Genomic DNA, 25,009 nt, shown 5'->3' on the forward strand with positions numbered 1-25,009 from the left:
TTATGACCTGGGCTACACACGTACTACAATGGCCAGTACAACGGGAAGCGAACTCGCGAGGGGGAGCCAATCCTATCAAAGCTGGTCTCAGTTCGGATTGCAGGCTGCAACTCGCCTGCATGAAGTCGGAATTGCTAGTAATCGCGGATCAGCATGCCGCGGTGAATACGTTCCCGGGTCTTGTACACACCGCCCGTCACACCACGAGAGTTTACAACACCCGAAGTCGGTGGGGTAACCCGCAAGGGAGCCAGCCGCCGAAGGTGGGGTAGATGATTGGGGTGAAGTCGTAACAAGGTAGCCGTATCGGAAGGTGCGGCTGGATCACCTCCTTTCTAAGGATATACCCGGTCTCGATGAAGATCGGATAGGAAGCATCGCTTCCAACTGTGCGGATAATCGTGCGAAAGCACCAGACGTGAACCCCATTTGTTCAGCTTTGATGGAATTTGTAAGGGGCCATAGCTCAGCTGGGAGAGCGCCTGCCTTGCAAGCAGGAGGTCAGCGGTTCGATCCCGCTTGGCTCCACCAACCAAACCATCAATTGCACCTTGAAAACTGGATAACGAAAGTAAAAAGAAGATGAAAATCTTCTGCTGAAACATCCTTTAGCTGGATTAACAGATGGCTGCAGCAATGCAGTTCATCGAAAATACTAGGTTAAGCTAGTAAGAGCGCACGGAGGATGCCTAGGCACCAGGAGCCGAAGAAGGACGTGGCGAACAACGATACCGCCTCGGGGAGCCGTAAGCAGGCTTTGATCCGGGGATTTCCGAATGGGGAAACCCAGCTGGAGTAATGTCCAGCTACTCTTGAGTGAATACATAGCTCAAGAAGAGGCATACCGGGGGAACTGAAACATCTAAGTACCCCGAGGAAGAGAAAACAAAAGTGATTCCGTCAGTAGCGGCGAGCGAACGCGGATTAGCCCAAACCAAGGAGCTTGCTCCTTGGGGTTGTAGGACATCTCACATGGAGTTACAAAGGTGTTTGGTAGGCGAAGAGGTCTGGAAAGGCCCGCCATAGCAGGTAAAAGCCCTGTAACCGAAAGCAAGCACTCTCCGAGGTGTATCCTGAGTACGGCGGGACACGTGAAACCCCGTCGGAATCCGGCAGGACCATCTGCCAAGGCTAAATACTCCCTGGTGACCGATAGTGAAGCAGTACCGTGAGGGAAAGGTGAAAAGCACCGCGGGAGCGGAGTGAAAAAGAACCTGAAACCGTGCGCTTACAAGAAGTCAGAGCCCGATCAATGGGTGATGGCGTGCCTTTTGTAGAATGAACCGGCGAGTTACGATTACGTGCAAGGTTAAGGTGGAAAGCCGGAGCCGCAGCGAAAGCGAGTCTGAATAGGGCGATTTGAGTACGTGGTCGTAGACCCGAAACCGTGTGATCTACCCCTGTCCAGGGTGAAGGTGCGGTAACACGCACTGGAGGCCCGAACCCACGCACGTTGAAAAGTGCGGGGATGAGGTGGGGGTAGCGGAGAAATTCCAATCGAACTCGGAGATAGCTGGTTCTCCCCGAAATAGCTTTAGGGCTAGCCTCGGTTATGAGTGTCGTGGAGGTAGAGCACTGATTGGGTGCGGGGCCCGCCAAGGGTTACCAAGTCTAGTCAAACTCCGAATGCCATTGACATGCTTACCGGGAGTCAGACAGTGAGTGCTAAGATCCATTGTCAAGAGGGAAACAGCCCAGATCATCAGCTAAGGTCCCCAAGTGTGTGTTAAGTGGGAAAGGATGTGGAGTTGCACAGACAACCAGGATGTTGGCTTAGAAGCAGCCACCATTTAAAGAGTGCGTAATAGCTCACTGGTCGAGTGACTCTGCGCCGAAAATGTAACGGGGCTAAACACACCACCGAAGCTATGACATTGCAGCTTGCTGCATTGGGTAGGGGAGCGTTGAATACGGATTGAAGTTGGACCGTGAGGACTGGTGGACTGTATTCAAGTGAGAATGCCGGTATGAGTAACGAAAAGACAAGTGAGAATCTTGTCCGCCGAAAGCCTAAGGGTTCCTGAGGAAGGCTCGTCCACTCAGGGTAAGTCGGGACCTAACGCGAGGCCGAAAGGCGTAGTGGAAGGACAACAGGTTGAAATTCCTGTACCACCGTAAGCCGTTATGAGCAATGGGGTGACACAGAAGGGCAGTGACGCGGGCTGATGGAATAGCCCGTCCAAGCAGTGAGGCTGACTTGTAGGCAAATCCGCAAGTCGTTAGGCTGGGCTGTGATGGGGAGCGAAAATTGCAGTAGCGAAGGTCATGTACTCCGGCTGTCAAGAAAAGCCTCTAGCCAGGTGATGGTGCCCGTACCGCAAACCGACACAGGTAGGCGAGCAGAGCATGCTAAGGCGCGCGGAAGAACTCTCGTTAAGGAACTCGGCAAAATGACCCCGTAACTTCGGGAGAAGGGGTGCCTCGGTAGGGTGAATAGCCCGAGGGGGCCGCAGTGAAAAGGCCCAATCGACTGTTTAGCAAAAACACAGGTCTGTGCGAAGCCGTAAGGCGAAGTATACGGGCTGACGCCTGCCCGGTGCTGGAAGGTTAAGGGGAGCGGTTAGGGGCAACCCGAAGCTGTGAACCGAAGCCCCAGTAAACGGCGGCCGTAACTATAACGGTCCTAAGGTAGCGAAATTCCTTGTCAGGTAAATTCTGACCCGCACGAATGGCGTAACGAATTGGGCGCTGTCTCAACGAGAGATCCGGTGAAATTTTAATACCTGTGAAGATGCAGGTTACCCGCGACAAGACGGAAAGACCCCATGGAGCTTTACTGCAGCTTGATATTGGACTTTGGTACGATCTGTACAGGATAGGTGGGAGCCTTTGAAGCCGGAGCGCCAGCTTCGGTGGAGGCGCCGTTGGGATACCACCCTGATCGTATCGGAGTTCTAACCTGGTACCGTGAATCCGGTACGGGGACCGTGTCAGGCGGGCAGTTTGACTGGGGCGGTCGCCTCCTAAAATGTAACGGAGGCGCCCAAAGGTTCCCTCAGAATGGTTGGAAATCATTCGAAGAGTGCAAAGGCATAAGGGAGCTTGACTGCGAGACCTACAAGTCGAGCAGGGACGAAAGTCGGGCTTAGTGATCCGGTGGTACCGAATGGAAGGGCCATCGCTCAACGGATAAAAGCTACCCTGGGGATAACAGGCTTATCTCCCCCAAGAGTCCACATCGACGGGGAGGTTTGGCACCTCGATGTCGGCTCATCGCATCCTGGGGCTGAAGTAGGTCCCAAGGGTTGGGCTGTTCGCCCATTAAAGCGGTACGCGAGCTGGGTTCAGAACGTCGTGAGACAGTTCGGTCCCTATCTGTCGCGGGCGTAGGAAATTTGAGAGGAGCTGTCCTTAGTACGAGAGGACCGGGATGGACGTACCGCTGGTGTACCAGTTGTTCCGCCAGGAGCACCGCTGGGTAGCCAAGTACGGACGGGATAAGCGCTGAAAGCATCTAAGCGTGAAGCCCCCCTCAAGATGAGATTTCCCAGTATGTAAGACCCCTTGAAGACGACGAGGTTGATAGGTTCGGGGTGGAAGCACAGCAATGTGTGGAGCTGACGAATACTAATCGGTCGAGGGCTTATCCTAATCGCTTACTTGGTCATACAGCCGGTAAGCAAGCTAAAGATTCAGCAACTTTCGTATCCAGTTTTCAATGTGCAAACATTGAAGCGCATGGCGTATTTCGAATTCGTTCGGGAGACGCGATCAGCGAGAAACATCGTTTGGTGGCGATGGCGGAGGGGAACCACGCGTTCCCATACCGAACACGACCGTTAAGCCCTCCAGCGCCGATGGTACTTGGACCGCAGGGTCCTGGGAGAGTAGGACGTCGCCAAGCACGAATAACCCACCGTATTTATGACGGTGGGTTTTTTGTGCGTTCAGGGACGGTTGGATGGAGGCTGTGCCTATCCAACCGTCCCTGGGCGACGTTTCTCTCCCTAGTGGGGAGAGTGTCCGAACCCTCTGATCGAAGCAATTCGATGATGTTGGCCCGGCTTTAGAGGTAGGTTCAGACGCCGACCGGGATGAACAAGCTTCGAAGCTAACTCACTCCCGGTGCGGAATGGACATCGCCAAGCAGAAGTTGTCGCTCACGCCGACAACCTGCCAACTAAACATACAAATTTCTGCGACTTCGTCGGCGCCACCGACATACAAGCTCCGAAGCCAACTCGTAGTTACTTTATAACCTGTCCTGCGCATTCTGCAACAGCCCGCTCCTACTCCAACAGCCGCTTGAGCAGTTGGGTTCGATTGGAGGTGCTGAACTTTTCCATCATGGATTTCAAGTGTTTTTTGACGGTGACCTCACTTAGATACAGGGACTTGGCAATCTCAACGTTGGTGCAGCCCTCCTCCAGCAAGAGCGCAACCTCCTTCTCGCGAGGCGTCAACTCCGGGCGGTTCATGATCCGCTCCGCATAGGTTAACGGCTTTGAGGCAGCTTCTGCCGTCGCCGAAGGCATAGTTGTCACTGAAGCTTCGATCGTTGCTGCTGCGGGCGAAGCTTGGGCAGCCGATTCCGGGTCCCCATCCGGCTCGATCAGATGAGCCTGCCCGGTCATGCGGAGCATATGATGAATGTAGCTGATCGCGTTGCCGCCCTGACGGTCCATGACAAAGGTAACGGCTTCCCGTTCCTCGTCGTAGCCGTAATGGTTGGCGTTATCCGCAATGGAGAAGCCCAGACTCTTATGCGTCTCCACGAAGTAGACGGTTGGCGCGGGCGATTCGATCAGCAGCTCCCCCGTGAAAATAAGATCGTGCAGCAAGTGGCCCATTGCCGTCTGCTGCGAAACGTCGCTCAGATCGGAAGTGTCGATCGTCTCGATGAACCAGCCCGCCCGCGTATGCGGCGCGGCCTCCAGCCGGTTGCGCATCTCGGGGGACAAGCTTCCGAAGTAGGGCTTGGACCGTGGCGCTTGCTCCAGATAGGGGAGCGTATCCCGATTAATGGGAATAATGACGGCGAACCCGATAATGCCCCCGGTGCTGCCTCTCATCAGCCTGACTACGTCGTAGCCAAGACCGAATAAGGCGTCAAAATCGATATGTTTTACCGTATAGCGGCTTTCCTTGGCCGTCAGCGGGAAGGAGAAGCGCTGGTTGGAATAAGGATCGTACATATCGATGAGACTATCCTTGGCTTCCGCGAACCGTGTCTCGACATACCTTTTCAATTCATCCTTGTGTTCGGCCTGCGCCGTCTCGAAGTGGGGAGGAGAAAGCTCGAACCAGTTCATGAAAGCGCGAATCAGCGCATCCCCGATGTAGTTCATGAGTTCGATGGCTTCCCGGTGTTCGCCGGCATCCCCCTTGTTCCGGGCATCCAGCCATCTGCGGTAATGATGCCGAAGCGCGCCCGCGCGAAGCTGCTCGTAGTGCATGGGCGTTCGGGACAACATCTCGCGGCTCACGAGTTCCCTCATCAAGCTATGTACGGCCCAGCCTTGATCCACTTTGCGGATGAAAGAGAATCGAATAAGCTGATAAAATTCCGCAGCGCTCATCTCCCGATTCAGCACGATGGACAAGCTCTCCTGATTGAAGCGGCGAAGCACGCACGCTGCTTCGATTAATGGCCGGAGATGTCCGCCCGGCACCTCGCGAAGCCACTCGTTCACGATATAGGCAAGCGTCTCGTAGCCTCCCGGCTCCGCTTCGTCGAAGCTGCCGCTGTTCTCTTGCGAGAGCAGGAGCGCCATCAGGGACATCGTCAGCGGGTGGCCGCGCGAATAGCGCCAGATCTGTTGGATGGCCTGCGGGTCGCGTACGTGCATCGATTCGGCGAAGCTGGTAACGGCGGATAAATCAAGATCCGACAGCGGCATTCGCGTCACATACCTTCTCCAATAAGAGGAGAGAAGCCAGGCTTCCGATAACGCATATCGTCCCGCCAGCACGACGAGTATGCGTCCCCCCAACCTCTTCAGGAAGTAGTCCCTCAACCACTGGTCCATGCTCTCCATGCGTTCGTAAGCATCGATAAACAAACAAATCCGTTTTTCCTTCGAAAGCTCTCCAAGCGCCGCGATACAGGGTTCCAGCAAGCTGGCCTCCGTCCGGTCGTCATGCCGCCGCGGGTCAATGGCGCCAAGAATGCGAAGACAGAACGCCTCCGGCGTTTTCACGAAACCTTCGCTGTCCATCATCAGACAGAGATCGCCATGCGAGGAGGCCATTCGCTGGAATTCGTCCAGCAAGCTGCTCTTGCCGATGCCGGCGGTACCATAGACGCTTATCAATTGTAAGGATGCCTCGGAGGACTCCCGGCATTTGACGAACTGGGCAAGCTCGCGTTCCCTTCCTACCAGCGTATCGCTGTTCCATTCCCCGCCTTGCTCAAAGGTACTCATCCGATCCCACGCTTCCCTATCTCCGTATCATTTCAGCTTCTATTCTACTCCACGCAAGGTAACCCATCAATGAGTGAAAGCGATAGAATTTTATTTTGCGGAAGAGTTTATCCTTTCGGATACCTCTTTGCTACCGTTTCAGATACTTATGCCTACGAGACCCCGATGTTAGCATGGAAACATGGAAAAAACGGCTGAAGCAGCGGAAGGGGATGGCGGATATGGAGCGGAGCGTGAAGCTGGGGCATGCGGCGATCTATGCCAGAGACATTGGACGATTGGAATCCTTCTACCGGGATGTGATCGGAATGAAGGTTTTGGGAGGGGAGCGTCGCGGGGAGGCTGGGAAGCTGGGCTTCGGCAACGCGAACAGGAAGGGCGACATCAGCATCGTCGGTCATCCGAAGGACGTGCGCATGACCTTTTACGCGGATGCGAGGGCCTGCGTGGAGCATTTTCGCCAGAAGCTGGTGGATCGCGGAGTCCCGACGTCCGAGCTGAGCGAGAGCGAGCAAGGCGTCTCGTTCCTGTTCAGCGACCCGGAAGGCAATCGGGTCGAAATGGCTTGGTTAAGCGATCAGTAAGGGAAGATCGGATCATTAACGAAAGATGAGAGCGGAGGAGATTAAGGGTGAATGAGCGGCGGAGTGGAAGATGGTGGCGGAGAACGGGCAAAAAGGCGATTTTGAGCCTGTTGCTTGTCGTACTATTGATCACGGGGACGATGCAAGGGGTTGGCGCGGTCAGCACGGAGCCCGAGGCGCCAGTCGGCGAGGAATGGGTGATGGAAGAGGCGCTGCAAGAGAGCGGGGATGAGAAGGCGGCGGCACTGGCCGGAGGAGGGCCGGTATTGGATCCGCTGCCCGAGCTGAGCATGGAAAATTACGTCGAGCTAAGCGGATTCGCCGAAGCAGGGGCGGATATCATGGTGTATTACGTCCGCGATGGCGAGGAAGAGGTCAGCATCGGAGAGCCGGTCCGGGCGGAAGAGGATGAGAGCGGCGTAGGCCGGTTCAACCTCAGTCTGGAATTGCCGGACGAAGGCAGCTACATCTTCACGGCAGCTTCAGGGAAGGATGGCGCATGGGGCGAGCGTTCGGCGCCCGTCGTGATCAAGCTGGACTGGACGTCTCCGTTGGACCCGCCAAGCATGAGATGGGAGCTTCTAGCCTACAACGAAGTGCTGATTTCCTGGGATGCGGCGCAAAGGGAAGACGGCTCGTCGGATCCCGAGATCGCCGCTTACGCGATTTACGACGCGGTCACGAACGAGAGGATAGCGGAGCGTACGGAGACGTATTACCGGCCTGAAGGATTGGAAGAAGGAAGGCTGTACCGTTACCGCGTCGCTTCCGTGGACCTTGCCGGCAACGAATCCGGCGGCTACCCGCTGACGATCGGCACTTCCCCTTCGACGGAGAACAAGTTGATCGGGCTGTACGACCGTGGCGGGAGCGGAATCAGCAATAGGACGACTCTAAGCGGGGATGGCTCCACCGCGATCGTGTTGGATCGCACGTACGAAGAGAGCATGTATTTGGGCCTCTTCTCGGTAGATGCCGAGACAAGGGCAAGGAAGCTCCTGACCGCTACGAAGGGCGGAGAGCCCATCGACGGAAGCATTGGCGAGTTCGCGGTCAGCCATGGCGGCGATATCGTTGTTTTCGCTTCGGATGCGACCAACTTGCCGGCTTCGCCGGTTGAACGCGGGGAGCACGTATACGCCTACGACGGCGAGACGGGCGGGATGGAGCTTCTGTCGAGGGCCGGCGGCGAAGCCGGCGCGCCGTCGATTAGCAACGATGGACGTTGGGTCGCGTACGCGGATGGTGGGCGAATCTACCTGCATGACCGCCAAAGCGGCGAAACCCGGCTCGTGAGCCGTGCAGCGGGCGGAACGAACGAGGACGGAAGCAGCTCCTATCCCGCCATCAGCGGCAACGGGGGCATCGTGGCGTTCGTATCGGATTCGACCAATCTGGAAGGTTTTGAAGGCGTCCACGACGTCCAGGCGATCTACGCTTACGACGCGGTCGAAGACGCCATCGTGAATCGGCATGCGCTAGCGGAAACGCACGCTTCGCTGGCGCTTAACGGGGACGGCCGTTACATCGCCTACCTGCACGGTGACGAGTGGGGGAGCTGGATGAGCCCTTTCCTGTTGGATCGAACGACGGGAGACCGAATGGCTCTGAACAGCCAGCGGGACGAGGGGGAGGTTACCGGCAAAAATTACGATCGTTTGACGATTAGCGACGACGGACGGACGGTTCTGGCGAACTTGTTCGATTACGACTCCGAATTACAGGGACTCTACCGTTTCGCGGAGCAGTTCAGCCTGGACGATCTGGCCCATCCCGTCACGGTGGGCAATCCCGCCCTGGAGAGCGTCGGCGCGGCAATGAACGCGGAAGGAGACCGGATCGTCTATGCGCGCGAAGGGGACCTGTACATGTCTTGCTCGGGTGACTGCGGCACGGAGGAGCCGGATCGTCCGATCGCGTCCGGTTATTGGTCCGTGTCGGACGGCTCCTGGCTGCAAGGCGAGCTGAAGCAGGGCAGCAGACTGTCCATTCAGGCCGCGGGCGAACTGGGACAGCGGCTCCAGGCCGTCGTCGCCTACCGGAGCGAGCCGGCCGCCGAAGCCGGCGCGACGGAGACGCTGACCGTCGACCTGACGGAGCTGGAAGGCGCCGCGGGCCTTTATCGGGGCGGCTTCGACGTTGCGGCCGGCATGGCGGAGCTTTTGTCCATTGAAGTGAGAACGGAGGACGGGGGCTCCAAGCTGGCGCTGGACCGTCTGCCGATCCGCATTGCGGCTGCCCTGACGGTGAAGATCGATACGGATGCGCCGGAGCGATTGAACGGAACCATGCTGGCTCTTGCCGGGCCGGATGGAAGCGTCTATGAGTTGCCCGTAAAGGCGGGACAATTAAACGAGGCGTTCCCCGTTGCATCGGGATCCGGGTATAAGCTGGAGCTGATTCACGTCGGGAGCCGGACGGTACTGGCGCTGGCCGAACATCTATCGTTCCGTTCGGGAGAATCGGCGGTTCAAGTACTGGAGCCCCGCTACCGCGCGACTGTAGCCGCGAAGCTCGAGTACAGCCGAATGCCCTCGGTGCAAGCCGTCGTCCGCTTCCATGACGAATCGGACGATCGCCTGCTGGGCGAGGCAACCGCCGACGGGAACGGCGTGGCTAAGCTGTCGGCGGAGCTTGAAGCAGGTACAAAGGTGCGGATCAGCGTATTGCCGCCGCCCGGCTTTCTGGCGACGGCCAGCCGCAGCCTCACGCTGGCCATCGGTTCCAACGAGCAGTCGTTCGCGTTGCAATCGAGCGATACCGTCGTTTCTTCGGTTCGGATGACGTACGCGAAGCCGCAGAATCATAGTTATTTTCCCGTAGCGATTATGGATAGCGACGCTACTCTGACGGTTACGGGGAGAGACGGCTATGCTCTGCAAGCCGAGATTCTCTACGAGCAATGGGATGACGAAGGGGAACTGAGGGAGCAGACGCGGACGATCCCCCTTGCCGAGAAGCAAAGGGGCGTATACGAAGGGATGTTCCGCATCGAAGACGGCGTCGCCCGCATTCATTCCGCGCGGATTGCCGTAGAAGGAGAGTGGACGGGCGACCGTTACGCCATCCCTCAGAACGTCGCGGGAAGGGTTAAGGCGAAGCTGGATATACCGGACGGGGAAGTCTGGCAGGATGCGATGCGGGACGGAGCGCTCAGAGTGTATTGGACGAACGATGCCAGCCATTACTACTCCTTCCGGACCAGTCTGACGCCAGGCAACAAGGAGTATCTCTTCGATCTCCCCAAGGAAGGCATCCCTTACCGGCTTGCCTTGGATCCCGGGTATTCCAAGTTGAAGCCGGCCGAAATCGGGTTGACGGAATCCGTCTTTGGAAAAACGTCGGGAGCGACGATAAAGCCGAAGTTTCGTATCCAATTGAGCGGAAAGGCGGCAGGCGCGGGCAACGAGTCCGTTGCGGGAAGCTACGAGCTGAAGGATATGGCGGGCACCGTGCTGCTGCGAGGCACGACGACAAGCCTCTTCGATATTCGCTTGGACAGCGAGGCAGGAGCTCGATATAAGCTGGCCTTCACGCCGAATGATCCTCTGTACCACGCGGAAGAGATCGAAGTGGAGATCGAACGCCCGGTCATGCAATTGAAGATCGAGCTGCGGGCGAAAAATCTGGAGACGATCGAAGGCAAGGTGTACGGGGCGAACGGCCAGCCTGCCGGAAGCTCCTCGGTCACCGCCGTTTACGAAGGCATGAGCCGGACCTTCGGCACGTATACGAAGGCGGATGGCTCCTATACTCTTCAATTGCCGCCGGGGACGGCGAAAATTCGGGCGGCGGGTAACGGCCGGAGCGGTTATTTGTCCCGGTTGGAGACCGTTCAAATCGATGGGGAAGGCAAGCAGACGCTGGACTTGCGCCTGCACGAATTGGCGCGCGTCCGCTTCAATCTGTATACGAAACAATACGGCAGCGATTGGCAAGGTCCGCTGGAGCCGGATTGGAGGCTGGCCAGCGTCTTCTCCTTCAAGCCATCGCACGCCATCTCGGAATATGGCGCGCCGATGAAAGTATTCGCGGCGCCGGGAGACACCTACCGCCTATGCGTGAACGGCGGCAGCGCGGGGCTCCCCGCGGGCTGCGCGGAAGCCGTTATCGGCGAGAACAACGAGGCCGTGCTGGAGCTGCGCTTGGAAGGCAGCGGCGCGCAGGCCACGGCGACATTCGTCAAGCCGGACGGCACGGACGCCGGCGGCGTCCGGTTGGAGCTGGTCAGACTGGAAGACGGCAAGACCATTCACGAGCCGTATACGATCAGGCAGCAGGGCAGGCAATATATCGCGGAGCTATCCAAGAGGGGGCAGTACAGACTACAGGCAACGGGCGGAGGCGGCTTAGCAGCCGTCGTGGAATTCTCGGCGGATTCGGCGGGCATCGTCGATCTCGGGGAAGTCGTCCTGAGGAAACCGATTAGATTCGGCGGTTTCAGCGGCAACGGACTCGGCGTATCCGCGGATACGTTGACGCAGGGGGGCAAGCTGACGGTGCGCGCGTTGTACCGGAATGCCGGAGCCCCGGCAGCGGGAGTCACGGATGCCTCTGTGCTGATTCATGTTCCGGAAGGCATGACGCTTCTGCCGGGATCGGTCGTGGTGAACGGAAAAGCGGCGGAAGCGGCAATCGCGGACGGACGGCTGCGCGTATCCATCGGCGACGCTGCGGCCGGCGCGCAAGGCATCGTGCAGCTCGGATTGCAGGCCGACGGCCGCGAGCTTCCGCCAAGCCTTTTCCTGTCGGGGAGCATTGGCTACCACGATGGCGGGGAGAGCAAGGAAGAGACGCTGGGATCGGCTTACGTCAACATCGCGGCGGTTACGCTGCGCATGCCGGATATTCTGTTCAAGCCGGAATTCCGCGCGAGCGGCACGGCGCCGGCGGGCACGACGGTATACGTATACGAAGGGCGCAAGCTGCTGGGAACGGCGGCGGTATCGTCCCAGGGAACATGGCAGCTGGACACGGCGCTTAGCCGTACGGATATACGCCAAGTCCTTATTCGCACGGAAGCGATAGCGGACGGCAAGGTGTACGGCGGTCAAGAAGCCGTCGCGACGTACGATCCAAACGATCCGGGGCTTTACGAAATTGAGGTAGGCCAAACGGGAGGCCGCGTTCATACGATTCATCCGGAGAACGGCGTTGCGGTATTCCCGTTCGTCTACGTGCCCGGTCAGCCTTTCGTCTATAAGTTGAAGTTCCGCGACCCATCCCGGGTTTCGAACGTTAAGGTGTGGACGGGGGACACGGCGGCGGATGCCGTCCTGCGAAACGGAGAATACTTGGCGACGATGAAGCTGGAGGGAGACCCCGGGCCCATTCACGTGACTTATGACGCGAAAGCCTCTGTCGCGGCCGGAGCCGGAGAACCGCCAAGCGAAGAAGAAGCAAGAACGACCTTGCCGAGCCCGTTGCGCGACTATGAGGTCGAGCACGCGGCCGGTCCGGGCGAGCTGGGCGCAGACGGCCGGCCGGTTCCGGCGGACACCGTATCCGCCTTGGTGCGGATGACGAAGGAGCTGGGGGCCCGCGTTACGATTCAATCGAAGGACAGCGCGGATTACGCGCCAACCGACAGAGACTTGCAGCAAGCGGCGAGAACCGGCATTCCGATGTACGGCTCGGCCGTCAGCATCAGTCGCGGTTCTCAGAGCGCCACGTTGACGATCTCCGGCCATATTGCGGGGGGAGGAGCGGCAAGCCGAGGCTTCGGCAGCCTTGCGTTCGGCGCGAAGGAATTCAAGATGGTCGTGGATGCCCTCAATATGGGCACGAAAATCGTCGATCTCGACAGCGCGTTGCAGACGGCCGCGTCGCCGCAGCAAGCGGACCGATTAAGGGAGCTGCGCCAGAGAGCGCAGGAGCTGTGCGATCCAAAGGCGGCGGAATATTATACCGACATGGCCGAAGGCATTATGTTCGATGCTTTGTTCGTGGAATATGTGAAAAACGCGCTTAACGCGGTTGGAAACATCAAGCTATCCGGACTGGGGGGCTTCCTGTTCTGGGTCGAGGGTTACTGGGCGGGCAAGCAGTTGGACAGCGTCATGGACGACCAGATCGCGGAGCTGGAGAAATATTTGAAGATGAACGAATGCATGAAGAAGCCCCAAAAACCGAAGACGCCGCCGAAGGCCTCGCCCAAGTATATTTACGATCCTAGCGGCTATGTGTACGAAGGCCTGGAATCGAACCGGCTGGAAGGCGTGACGGCTACCGTCATGGAGCTGGACGGCGCCAGCGGCGCCTGGAACGTATGGGATGCGGAATGGTACGAACAGCAGAATCCGCAGACGACCGATAAGGCAGGGCGTTATGGTTGGGACGTTCCCCCTGGCTGGTGGAAGGTCAAGTACGAGAAGGAGGGATACGAAACGGCGCATAGCGCCAACTTGGAGGTGCCTCCGCCGCATTTCGACGTCAACGTGGGACTCGTCTCCCACGCGGCCCCCGTTGTTGCGGAGCTGCGCGCGCAGCCTGGCGGGAGAGCCATCGTGGCGGCTTTCTCCAAGCCGGTCAAAGTCTCTTCGATTACGGAAGGGGCGATCCGGGTCATTCGCTCGGACGGCGAACCCGTACCCGGCACCGTTGTCGCGGTGGAGCCGGCTGCCGGCAGCGGCGGGGAAATGTTGGCCATGTCGGCAGCTTTCCGTCCCGAAGCCGCTCTCGCGGCCGGAGAAACTTATACGGTAGAAGTGGGAGGTCTATTGACCAGCTATGCCGGAAGCGCGATTGAGCCGTACGGGCCGGAATCCGTATCCATCGTTGCGGCAGACACGATACCGCCTGGCCCGGTGGAAGGGCTGTTCGGAAGCCTGTCGGAGGACTCTGCGACGCTGGCGTGGAGCGATCCCGCCGATTATGATCTCGGCAAGCTGCTGCTGCGCTGGAGGGAGGCGGGCGAGGCCGCCTACGGCGAACCCGTGGAAATCGCGAAAGGCCTTGAATGGGCCTACGTGGAAGGATTGAGCGAAGAACGGAATTACGACTTCTCCGTTATCGCGGTTGATGAGCATGGCAATGAATCCGCCGCAGCGACATGGACTTTGGAAGCGGCGGTTGGAGGCCCTGACTGGTCCGCGCCTTCCGCGGTCACCGGCTTCAAAGCAGCCGAGATCGGGAAGGACGCGATAAGTCTCGTCTGGAAGGATCCGGCGGCTCCGGATCTGGCCAAAGTGAAGGTACGCTGGGGCCCGGCATCGGACGATGCCGCTGGCAGGACCGTCGAGGTCGGAACGGGAATCGGCAAGCTCGCTATGAAGGGGCTGCAACCGAATACCGCTTACCGGTTCGAAGCGATTGCCGTGGACCATGGCGGCAATGAATCCTTTGCCGCAGTGCTGGAGGCAACGACGTCCGCCGAAACGGGCGGCCCGGGCCATGGCGGTGACGGTCAACCGCCGGCAAAGCCCGATTCGGGGACACGAGAGTGGACGGTAGACGCTGACGGAGGCAGCTTCGAGGCATTCGAGGGCGCATTGCGACTGGACATTCCTCAAGGAGCGGCATCGGAACGGTCATGGCGCATTCGCCTCGATCGGACGGCCGACATCGATGAGGCGGTCCCTGGGGGATATGTGCGCATGTCGCCCACCTATCTGCTGGACGGAGGCGTTGTCCTTCAACGGCCGGTTAAGCTGACCATCGCCTACGTAGGGGAAGGATTCGGCTATGATCCGCGCCGGTTCGGCTTATATCGGAAGACCGCGGACGAAGCAGGTTGGACCTATGTCGGAGGCGCCGTGGACGTTGCGGAGAGTTATATGGAGGCTGACATCGACAGGCTTGGGGAATATGCCGTGTTGATGCGGGATCGTTCGTTCGGCGATTTGACCGGCCATTGGGCAAGAACGGATGTCGAGGTGCTGGCAAGCAGGGGAGTCGTCGACGGCGCAGGAGACGGGCAATTCCGGCCGGAACGCGCCATTACTCGCGCCGAGCTGGCAAAGCTGCTGGTAGAGCTGCATCGTCAACGGTCGGGGGGCAACGAGGATGCGGACGAGAAAGCCTCTTCTCCGAGGTTCTCCGACGTGCCCGCGGACGCTTGGTATGCGCCTTATCTAGCCGAAGCGGCCCGGTACGGCTTGCTTCAAGGCTCGAACGGCATGGCAAGGCCGAACGAAACGATTACGCGCGAGGAGCTGGCCGTCATGCTGAGCCGATTCGCCTTGTTTTCTGGCATGCGGCCCGAGGGCTCGAATGGCGGGCAAGACGTTCTGGCCGGTTACTCGGATACGGGTGCCGTCTCCAGCTGGGCGCAAGAGGGGATGCGACAGGCCGTGCGCCGCGGGTGGCTGAAGGGCGTCACGGCTGCCGAGCTGAAGCCGCGAAGCGGGGCTAGTCGCGCCCAGGCGGCCGTCATGCTGCATCGCTTGCTGCAGGACTTGGGCTGGATTTCGAAGCAGGAGTAGAAGAAGAGAATGAAATCAGCCCCGGGGTTCTTAGGACCCCGGGGCTGTTTGTTCCTTCATTTGCGCTTATTTGACTGAATAATCGATACTACAAGCGTTCCAATAAACGGATAATCAATGTCAGCGCTTCGGCGCGAGTGGCTGTCGCGTTCGGGGCGAAGCGATTGCCGTCTTTACCTTGGATCAAGCCGGCCGCGACAGCCGCCGCGACTTCCCTCTGCGCCCATGCAGGTACGGAATCGGCATCGTTGAAGGACAGAGAGGAACGGTCATCCGGTTTAAGTCCTGCGGCGCGGGAGATAATAACCGCCAGTTGAGCGCGGGTTAACCGACCGCCGGAGCGGAACGTAGCATCCTCGAAGCCGCCAATAAGACCGGCGGTAACGACGCGCGCCACATGGGGTTGTGCCCATGCAGGAATGCTTCCGAAATCTTGCAGGGCATCGGCATCTCCTTCGCCATCCAGACCAAGCGCACGGCTGATCATGACGGCGAATTCGCCGCGCGTCACGATGTTGTTCGGACGGAAGCTGCCGTCGGAGAAGCCGTTCACGATGCCGAGCTTAACGGCTTGCTCGATGGTGGATTTGGCCCAATGGTTCGTTGTGTCCGAGAATGGAACAGTCGGAGTCCCGTTTCCTTCTTCCTCGGAAGTAGTTTCTTCCTCGCCGGGCTCTCCTTCCGACCCAGGGTCCTCCTTGCCATCGTCAGGCGTTGGCCCGCCGCTGCCAGAACCCGGTGGCTCCAGCCCTGGAGGCATTCCCCCGTTGCCGTTACCTCCTGGAGGGATGGTCTGATCACCGGCATTTTTGGCGGAGGACTCGTTAAATTTGAAGTCAACGTCGTATTGCTCGTCATAGATAAATCCTGGGATCGTGCCGCTTAGATCCCAATAGATGGACACCCAACCCGGAATTTTGCCGGACAGATCCGATAGCGAGAAGGTGACAACGCGCGTATTCGTGCTCGAATCGGTCCCCGAGCCGCCGCCGCTGCCGCCGTTCAGCGTAAAGCCCGTAACTTCCTTGCTTTGTTTTAAAGTGAAGGAAACGGTTTTGTTGCCTCCGGCCACCTTGACCAGAGCCGTAGTGAACACGTACTGGTTCATGACGGACACGCTTTCGGTGCCTTTCTTGAGAACCGTGAAGTCCATCAAGTAATTGCCGTCGGCAGGGTATTGAGGTCCTTGGTTGCCAGGGTTGCTCGGGTTGCCAGGATTGTTGGGATTGCTTGGCGTTCCCGTATTCGTCGTGTTGACCGCGGCCTCGAAGGCGGAGACGGCAAGGCGCAGTACAAGCAGAGCCGCATCCGTCTTGATTTGGGATCCATTCAGAGCAATGGCTTCTTGCCCTGCCGTGTCGATGGCCGTTTTATACGAGGCCATCGCTTCGGCCGGATATTCGCCAATCTCGCTGCCTGCCCTGGCTCCCCGCCATTGAGTCAGAGCGCTCTTGTATTCGGCAGACAACTGCGAATTGTTGACGCCGTTGAAGTTCAGCCGAACGTTGTGGGTCTGGTCGTAATTGGCATGCGGGATGACGACGTGCATTCTGGCTTCCAGTAGAGCAGACAAGGATATGTTCTGGAGCAGAACGACGCGATAATCCTCGCTCTCGCTTGTGTATAATACTTCCGCCTCGGTATAGCCCGCGTCGGCTTGCTTGTACTGGAATGATACCAGCTGCGAGCTGTTCGGGATGTTCAGAATGACATGATGAAGCGAGTCGCTTTCCTGGGTCGCGCGAGCCGGCTTGGACAGGAAGTCGTCTGCCATGGAGAAACCGGCATCAGTCGCATGAGCAACCGTAAACTGCAAGGTATCGCGCTGCGAAGTCAGGAAAGCCTGAACCGCATTGCCCAGAGCTGTGGATGCGCTTGTAATATTCGGACGAGTGGCGCTTAACCGGGAGCCTGTAGCGATAGCTTCGTCGATAGCGGCTTGAAGGTCAGCCAATGAAGCCTCATCATACTGTCCGCTCCGTTCCCCGGTGGACGCGCTTGTAAATAGAGCTTGCGCTTCCGCGATATCTGCGTTCAAATTGTCAAGCAGCGTGCCGTTCAGGCTAAGATAGACCGTCTCGATTACGCCGGGATCGGCAGTTGTGGAGTATTCCAGCTTGATGAGGCCGCTGATGGCGTGGCTGGGCATCGTACTAGTTCTGTGCTGCGCCTGAATGGTGTAGAAGCCAGCGGTCTCCACGTTTGCATGGACAGGAACAAGGGGATCAACCGCAAACGTGGCGGAACCATCCGTGTTCGGGCGGAAATAGTTAACGTTGTCTATAGCGATGCTATCGCTAATGGCAATGTTGGCATGTTCGCGAAGCGTATTCCGCTTCAGAATCATGGCCGTTGGTCCGAATAGGGAGCTCTTCGGGGATTCGGTCGCGTTCGCATCAAGGGAGTCCAACACGATCAGGCGCGATGGAATGGCGAATAGACGTGAATTGTTGACGGTGGCCGTCGTCGTAGCAAGAGCCGTAATTCGTTCTTCGACTTGAGCTTGCGTAGCCAACGGATCGTTATAGACGGTTCTGGCGGACGTAATCGAAGAATCCATAGTCGCAGGCGTCAGCGCGCCTATCGCGCCTTCAATATACAAGCCGGCGTTAGGAACGTAAGCAAGACCCGCCGCAAACGCCTCGGCCTCTACCAACCTGGCAAGAAGTACGGATTTGTCGACCTTGACTCGCTGTTGTTTAAAAAGATTTAATGCTCCCGTAAGCGCGGTGTACGCGGCTCCGATTTCTTCATCGGTCGCGTTTGCATTGTCGGCGACAGCTTGAGCTTGGCCGATGGCGTAGGCAAGCGACGCTCTGGCGCCTGAGGCGTATGCGCCATGCCAGGCGCCTTCTTGACCTTCCGTACTGGTATACAGAGCTTGGGTTACTGTAATTTGCCAAAGCAACTCCTCGCGATCAATCGCCGGACCGCCGGGATCCGGATTATTGTCTATCGGCACAAAAGGCAGATTCGACACATCGACGACGACTTGCGCCCTGTACCAGTGATCGTAGTCGAGCGGCTCCCCTCCTGCTTGGAGGTACAGGTCCTTCACGATAATATGCATGAGCACTTCCTGCTTGCCCCTGATATCGTGAATCGGAAATTCGACCGTGCCGTTGTAACCCTGTACCAGCTTATTCTCTTGCTGAGGCCCGCGGATGGCATGGCCGTCGGACACGGCAACTTCCACGGACGGCTCATAATGGGCTTCGGCGGCCACCTCGTCCGAGCCTGGCGCGCCGCCTGGTTTCAGGCTGCCCCAGTACTCATACCAGTCATAATTAATAAAGCTGACTTGCAGCTTGTAGTTGCCGTTTAGGACAACCAGCTTGCCTATCGTAGAAGCAAGATGATCCTCGGCATACGAGCCTTCGGTACTGCCGTTCTTCAGGATGCGGAAGCCGACCTCGTATTCCCCGTCCGGGACTTTGGTGGCTGGAGCGGGATCCGCGTCGGCCGCCGCTACGGGTACGGCGGACAATAACAAGAAGCAGGCAAGCAGAATGGACATGTAACGCTGAAGCGATTTTTTAATTAACATGCTAACGGTTTCTCTCCTTTGCGAATGGAATGTGACGCCAGGCGTTGTTGGGCAGCCTTCGTTGCACAAGCGACGAGCAGAGCGGGGGCCTGCCTGCCCGTCGCTTGCGCGACGAAAGCATAACGCTTACGGAATGCGTGCATGAATGGCGCTCTGATGCTGCTTTATATAGGGGCCACGGAAAAAGTCGTGGCGAACGGGCTGCACCGCAATCTCGCGGCGGCAGCCCGTTATGTTTTACCGTTTACGCCTTAGAGCCATTCGATTTGGATATCATGGGTCTGGTTGTACAGACCGAATACCGATACGGAGATTTTCGCCTTGGCGTTCACGCCGAAATCGTCAATAGGGAACGTGTAGTAGATATTGCCGCCCGAAGTCGTGCCCGTGTAGGAAGTATACGTCGTGCCGCCATCGTGGGAGATGCTCAGGCCGTAAATGTTGTACAAGACGGATGTGGAGAATCCGAGCGTGACCGTTTCGCCGTCGCTGGCAAGCGATGCGGGTTTAACGGCATAACCGTCAGCCGCGGACGTTTCCGACGGGTTAGCTGCTTTCACGATTTTGAAATTCAGGTCGCTGGCGGCGGATGCGGAGCTTACGATCATGACAACGGATAGGACAAGGGCCATCAACATGGCAGGCAGCATTTTTTTTAACGAAAATTTCATTAGTTTCTCTCTCCTTTAGCATAAGTTCGTAGTCGTCTCATCGGAGACGCTGGGCCAGGACGACAGGACAACGATTGGGTCAAGCCTGGGATGGCGCCACGCGTCGGCGGGCCATGGAGGCCTCCTTCCCGTCAGCAGATAAGTGCAGGTGGCAGAGCCACAGAAACAGACAAGGGTGCAAGATAATGATAATCATTATCGATCATGTTGTAAAAAAAATCTGTGGTTGAAGCATGGACGCACCGGTATACGCCGCTTTGCTTCTCTCTCAGAAAGTTGCCCGGCATGTACATCGCCGGTGACACACTGAATTCTACAGACGGATTATGAACGCAGTATGAATTTTAGATTACATTTTCCCAAGGTTATCCATCGATGAGCCGGTGCGTACATTACTCCGCCTTCTGGGATAAGGTCCTTTTCCTACGTTGTCGCGGGCTGAGGGATGATTTCAACAGTTCGATCGGGAATTAGGAATTGCGCCAGACTTTGAGAGTCCGAGGCGGCCAAAGGCTCCTCCGACAAAACTGTAATCTGAAGTTCACGCTCCGTTCACATTGCGGAAGTAAAATCCTCGTGAAGCGTTAATGATAATCTCTCTCAAAAAGAGGGCGGCGCGGAGGTTGGAGGGTAACTGGCATTGGAAGCAGTCAGAAGAGCTATCGATACAATGAGAAATGCCGGTGCAAAGCGGCAGGAGCGGGATCAGGCTCATACGGCGAGCAGGCCGCTCCTGATCATCGCAGCCGCAATGACGGCAGCCGGATTGCTGGCGGGCTGCAGCGCGGGAGCGGCAAGCGGGGGAGAGCAGACGGGGAGAATAGCCGTCACCGACTTTGCGGATCGGAAGGTAACGTTTCAAGCGGCCCCGAGCCGGATCGTCGCGTTGGGCAACGGCGAGGTGGATATCGTCTACGCGCTGGGCGCATCCGTGGTCGGCAGACCGGAAGATAACGGCGGACTGCTAAAGGAGCAAGTAGCGGACGTGCCCGTCGTCGGCTCCGTCCACACGGTCGATCTGGAGAAGATCGCGTCGCTGAAGCCGGATGTCGTGCTCGGCAATTATCCCATTAACAGCAACGACGTCCCCCTGCTGGAGAGCATAGGGTCGAAGATCGTGTTGACGCAAGGCAATTCGATTGCGGATATTAAGCAACAAATACAGCTGTTCGGCAAGCTGCTTGAGCGGGAAGAGAAGGCGGCCGAGCTGCTCGCGAAGCTGGACGGAGAGCTGGCGGAACTGAAAGCCGCGGCCTCCGAGAACGCTCCGCGCGTACTAATGGTATACGGCGCGCCGGGTACATACCTGGCCGCGTTGCCGAACTCGCTGGCCGGCAACCTGCTGGAGGCGGCAGGGGGACGAAATATGGCGGCGGAGTTCCCGCGGCTGCAGAATTATCCGCAGTACGCCCAGCTCAACACGGAGCGAGTGGTGGAAGCAAGTCCTGATGTCATCATGATCATGACGCACGGCAATTCGGAAGAGGTGCAGAAGGGCTTCGTTCGCGAGATGGAGGGGAATCCGGCATGGAATTCGCTCGCGGCTGTTCGCGAAGGACGCATCCACGTGCTTCCGGCGGAGCTGTTCGGGACCAACCCCGGTACGAGAGTGCCCGAAGCCGTAAAGCTGCTGACGGAGCTGCTCGCACCATGAACGTGAAGGTGAGGAATAATCGAAGGCGCTGGATGGCCATTGGCGCGGGCCCTCTGCTGATTCTATCGATGCTGTACGGCATCGGAAGCGGATCGGTATCGATCTCGCCGGCGGAGATTTGGCACACCTTGTTCGGGGCGGGGGATACCGCCCACGAATCGATTATTTGGAATCTGCGCCTTCCGCGCGTGTTGATCGGTTTGCTCGTCGGCGCGTGCCTCGCCGCTTCGGGGGCGCTGCTGCAAGGCGTCATGCGGAATCCGCTCGCGGATCCCGGCATTGTCGGCGTGTCGGCGGGCGGCGGGGTAGCGGCGGTTATCGCGTTAGTACTCTTCCCGCAGTTCGCTTATCTGCTGCCGGGCTTCGCCTTCGCGGGAGCGCTGGTCTCGTCCCTGATCATCTACTTGCTGGCCTGGGACGGAAGCAGCTCGCCCGTTAAGATCGTGCTGGCCGGCATCGCGGTGAACGCGCTGCTGGGCGGCGTGATGAACGGCATCATGGTGCTGAACAGCGATCGCATTCAGAGCGTCATCCCTTGGCTCTCGGGAAGCTTGAGCGGCAGAAGCTGGCCGCATCTGCAATTCATGCTGCCTTACGCGGCAGCGGGTCTGCTGCTGGTGCCGTTCGCGGCGAAGACGACGAACTTGCTCATGCTTGGCGACCAATCGGCATCGTCATTAGGCCAGCATGTCGAGCGGCAGCGCTTCCTGATCGTCGCATTGGCGTCCTTGCTGGCGGGCGCAGCGGTTAGCGTCGCCGGACTGGTGGGCTTCGTGGGGTTGATCGTGCCGCATGCCGTGCGGCTGCTCATCGGCGAGGACTACCGATTTTTGTTGCCGTATTCCGTCGTCGGCGGAGCCGCGATCATGGTCATTGCCGACACGGCGGCAAGAAGCTGGTTCGATCCGCTGGAGCTGCCGGCTGGTATTTTGCTCGCATGTATTGGAGCGCCGTTTTTCCTGATGCTGCTCAAGAAGAGGAGACTGATCCGATAGACGACCGTCACTTGGGCGCTGACTACGGTCGGCATCAGCCATAACTTGCAAGGCGCTAATCTTGAAATAATGCCAATACCACAATCCAGGGAGGAATCGACAATGGTTATTGTTACGAACGTATCGCAAATTACGAAGGGCAACGGAGCGAAGCTGATCGAACGCTTCAACAAGGTGGGCAAGGTTGAAGGGATGAAAGGTTTCCTGGGTCTCGAAGTCATGCTGACGGAGAACACGAAGGAGTATGACGAGGTGACGGTGAGCACGCGCTGGGAGAGCAAGGAAGACTTCCAGGGATGGACGCGCAGCGAGGCGTTCCGCGAATCCCATTCCCACCGGGAGACGCCGGAATACATCATCTCCAACAAGATTGCCTTCTATGACGTGAAGATCGTGCGGAACCCGCTCCCCGAGGCCGAAGCCCAGGGCGCGTAAGACGATGGCGAATGGGCTTTCGGGAGTCGACTGTCGGCTCCTGAAGCCCTTTTGCATGGAATCGGGGCAAGAAAATAATTAGAGGCTAGGGTTGACAGCGAATTCAAATAATTGGTAGGATATTTAGTGATAATAATTATCATTATCATACATAGTGATTTTATATATGGAAGGGACGGGAATGCGTTGACAACGAAGGCGAAGATTAGCGGCTTGCTGGCCGCATTATGTATAGCGCTGCTGGCGTGGCCGGCAAGCATGATGGCCGCGGCAGATCTTGCGGACGGTACATATACGGCGAATTACCTCATCTTGAAGGCGGAGAACGATTCCGTCTCCATGGCGAACGACTATTGGGAGAAACCTGCCACGGTCACGATCAAGGACGGCAAGGCGACGGTAAGAGTGACGATCAACCATAGCTTCTGGGTGACGGAGTTCAAGGTACCGGGAAGCGGAGGGTCGTTCGTGAATACGAAGGTCGTCAGCTCCAACAAAAAAGCGGATACGCGGCTGGTGGAATTTCCGGCGGACATTACGGAGCCGATTCTCTCGAAAATCCACGTGACCGTCGAAGAGATCGATTATGACCACGATTATACGATCCGATTCGTGTTCGAACACGACAGCTTCAAGCTGGTAAAAGGCGCAGCTCCGGCGCAGACGGCGGCGACAAAGCCTTCGACTGCGGCGACAACGAAGCCGACTGCAACGGCAGAGCCGGCAACCGTGCCGGCAGCGAAGCCGACTACTACGGAGCCGATTGCAACGGCGGAACCGGCGCAAAGCGGCGGGCTTACTGGCAGCGGGGCCGGTTCGACCGAACAATCGGCAACGGGCGTCAAGCCTGCGAGCGGGTCTTCCGCCGCGGCACAGCCAGCGGCAGCGCCGACGGATAGCGGCTCGGCTGCCGAGCTTCTCCCTTCGGCAACGGCAACAACGGCTGCTGGCGAAGACGGCACAGGGGAATCGTCTGCTTCGCCTGCGTCAGGGCAAGATGGCACGGAGAACAGTGAGACCGGTGAAGGAGAAGCCGATCAGGTAGCCGGAGATGCGGAAGGAGAAGAATCCGCCGAAGGTGGCGACGTACAGTCGAAAGGCGGCGATGCGACGGAAAACGGCGACACGGCAGGAGGCGGCGACGTGCAGCTGGCCGACGGCGATGTGCCGGGGGGCGAAGCCGTGACGACGCTTGCGGCCGGAGAGTCGACGGAAGCGCCGGCCGAAGAGAAGGGCGGAAGCGGGCTGGCCTGGTGGACGCCGATCGCGGCGGTGCTCGTACTGGGAGCCGGGGCGTTCTATATTTGGAAACGGAAAGTTCGGTAATAAAAAGGGGACGGGAATAAGGGAAATAGGGGGATTGAATACATGTTGAGAAGAAGCGGCAAGCTGGCAGCGGCGGCATGGATCGCGCTGTGCCTGCTTGTAGCGGCAGGCTGCGACAACGCGCAGGGCCTTGAGGGCGGAGCGGCAACTCAGGCTCCGGCCGTAACGGAGTCGGCGGCCCCGAGCGTTTCCACGCAGGAAGCTGCGGAAGCGCCGGAGGAGCATCGGATCGTATCGACAACCGTGGCGATTACGCAAATTATGGATCTGCTGGAGATCGATCTGATTGGTATCCCGAAAAGCGTGAAGACGCTGCCGGAGAGGTACGACGAGGTGACGAAGGTCGGCAATCCGATGAGTCCGGACATGGAGCTGGTGAAGTCGCTTAAGCCAACCGAAGTGTTGTCGGTCACGACGCTGCAATACGATCTGGAGCCCGTGTTCGACAATGCGGGCATTGACGCGACCTTCCTGGACTTGACCAGCCTGGAGCGGATGCAGGCGGAGATTGTGAAGCTGGGCGAGAAATACGGCAAGCAAGACAAGGCCGCCGCAATCGTCAGCGAATACAATGCGACGCTGGAGAAGATCCGCGAGGCGACGGAGGGCAAGGAGAAGCCGAAGGTGCTTATCCTTCTCGGCGTCCCGGGAAGTTATCTCGTGGCGACGGAGCATTCCTATATCGGCGACCTGGTCAGACTGCTCGGCGGCGTCAATATCGTGCAAGGCGAGAAGGTGGAGTTTCTGGCCTCCAACACGGAATACCTTCACCAATCCAATCCCGATGTCATTCTGCGCGCCGCGCATGGCATGCCGGAAGAGGTTGTAAAGATGTTCGACGAGGAGTTTAAGAAAAACGATATTTGGCATCACTTCAAGGCGGTGCAAAATGACCGGGTCTATGATCTGCCGGAGCCGCTCTTCGGCACCACGGGGAATTTGGCGGTCGGTGAGGCGCTGGAGGCGCTGCTGCCGATGCTGTATCCCGACGAACCGTAGAGGAACGTGA

10 protein-coding genes, 1 tRNA gene and 3 rRNA genes (1 of these 14 only partly in view) are annotated in these 25,009 nt (G+C 58.2%); 11 read left to right on the forward strand and 3 right to left on the reverse strand.

Annotated features, from left to right (window positions below; all coding sequences use genetic code 11):
- From KJW29_RS29915 to rrf, 4 genes are all read left to right on the forward strand, one after another.
- Window positions 1–335: ribosomal RNA gene (locus KJW29_RS29915) — 16S ribosomal RNA — on the forward strand; it begins 1,220 nt to the left of the window's first position.
- Window positions 336–455: 120 nt separating this feature from the next.
- Window positions 456–531 (forward strand) — tRNA-Ala (locus KJW29_RS29920).
- Between the two features lie 127 nt (window positions 532–658).
- Window positions 659–3,591: ribosomal RNA gene (locus KJW29_RS29925) — 23S ribosomal RNA — on the forward strand.
- Between the two features lie 136 nt (window positions 3,592–3,727).
- Window positions 3,728–3,844: ribosomal RNA gene (gene rrf / locus KJW29_RS29930) — 5S ribosomal RNA — on the forward strand.
- Together the 16S, 23S and 5S rRNA genes with 1 tRNA gene alongside form the textbook arrangement of a ribosomal RNA operon.
- Window positions 3,845–4,229: 385 nt before the next feature.
- On the opposite strand, the gene KJW29_RS29935 is transcribed toward rrf, so the two are convergent.
- On the reverse strand, window positions 4,230–6,365 hold the full coding sequence (locus tag KJW29_RS29935) for a helix-turn-helix transcriptional regulator (RefSeq protein ID WP_214627369.1): 2,136 nt from the start codon (window positions 6,363–6,365) through the stop codon (window positions 4,230–4,232).
- 173 nt (window positions 6,366–6,538) lie between these two features.
- Between KJW29_RS29935 and KJW29_RS29940 the strand changes: the two genes are divergently transcribed.
- Window positions 6,539–6,949: a VOC family protein gene (locus KJW29_RS29940; protein WP_214627370.1), complete on the forward strand. Its 411-nt coding sequence runs from the start codon at window positions 6,539–6,541 to the stop codon at window positions 6,947–6,949.
- 47 nt (window positions 6,950–6,996) lie between these two features.
- Entirely contained in the window at window positions 6,997–15,372 is an 8,376-nt protein-coding gene (locus KJW29_RS29945; protein ID WP_214627371.1) for an S-layer homology domain-containing protein, read from the forward strand.
- 88 nt (window positions 15,373–15,460) lie between these two features.
- Here the strand turns inward: KJW29_RS29945 and KJW29_RS29950 are convergent, their stop codons facing one another.
- Both KJW29_RS29950 and KJW29_RS29955 read right to left on the reverse strand, forming a co-directional pair.
- Window positions 15,461–18,919, reverse strand: a complete 3,459-nt coding sequence (locus KJW29_RS29950) for an NEAT domain-containing protein (protein WP_214627372.1) — start codon at window positions 18,917–18,919, stop codon at window positions 15,461–15,463.
- A 251-nt stretch (window positions 18,920–19,170) separates the two neighbouring features.
- The gene (locus tag KJW29_RS29955) at window positions 19,171–19,590 is read right to left on the reverse strand and encodes an NEAT domain-containing protein (RefSeq protein ID WP_214627373.1); all 420 of its coding nucleotides are present in this window, start codon (window positions 19,588–19,590) and stop codon (window positions 19,171–19,173) included.
- 640 nt (window positions 19,591–20,230) lie between these two features.
- Between KJW29_RS29955 and KJW29_RS29960 the strand changes: the two genes are divergently transcribed.
- The 5 genes from KJW29_RS29960 (at window position 20,231) to isdE (ending at window position 24,999) form a co-directional block, all read left to right on the forward strand.
- A complete protein-coding gene (locus tag KJW29_RS29960) occupies window positions 20,231–21,244 on the forward strand; it encodes an ABC transporter substrate-binding protein (protein ID WP_246608441.1) in 1,014 nt (337 codons plus the stop codon).
- Window positions 21,241–22,239 carry a FecCD family ABC transporter permease gene (locus KJW29_RS29965; protein WP_214627374.1) on the forward strand — a complete coding sequence of 333 codons (999 nt, stop codon included), beginning with the start codon at window positions 21,241–21,243 and terminating at the stop codon, window positions 22,237–22,239. Before KJW29_RS29960 ends, KJW29_RS29965 begins: the two co-directional genes overlap by 4 nt.
- A gap of 102 nt (window positions 22,240–22,341) precedes the next feature.
- Window positions 22,342–22,674, forward strand: coding sequence for a heme oxygenase (gene isdG / locus KJW29_RS29970; RefSeq protein ID WP_108995684.1), 333 nt, complete (start codon window positions 22,342–22,344; stop codon window positions 22,672–22,674).
- 186 nt (window positions 22,675–22,860) lie between these two features.
- Window positions 22,861–24,000 carry a heme uptake protein IsdC gene (gene isdC / locus KJW29_RS29975; protein WP_214627375.1) on the forward strand — a complete coding sequence of 380 codons (1,140 nt, stop codon included), beginning with the start codon at window positions 22,861–22,863 and terminating at the stop codon, window positions 23,998–24,000.
- 42 nt (window positions 24,001–24,042) lie between these two features.
- Window positions 24,043–24,999 (forward strand): heme ABC transporter substrate-binding protein IsdE, encoded by a 957-nt coding sequence (gene isdE, locus KJW29_RS29980; protein WP_214627376.1) that lies wholly within the window; start codon window positions 24,043–24,045, stop codon window positions 24,997–24,999.
- Window positions 25,000–25,009 lie beyond the last annotated feature (10 nt).

This window comes from Paenibacillus agaridevorans, assembly GCF_018604145.1.
GTDB lineage: Bacteria > Bacillota > Bacilli > Paenibacillales > Paenibacillaceae > Pristimantibacillus > Pristimantibacillus agaridevorans.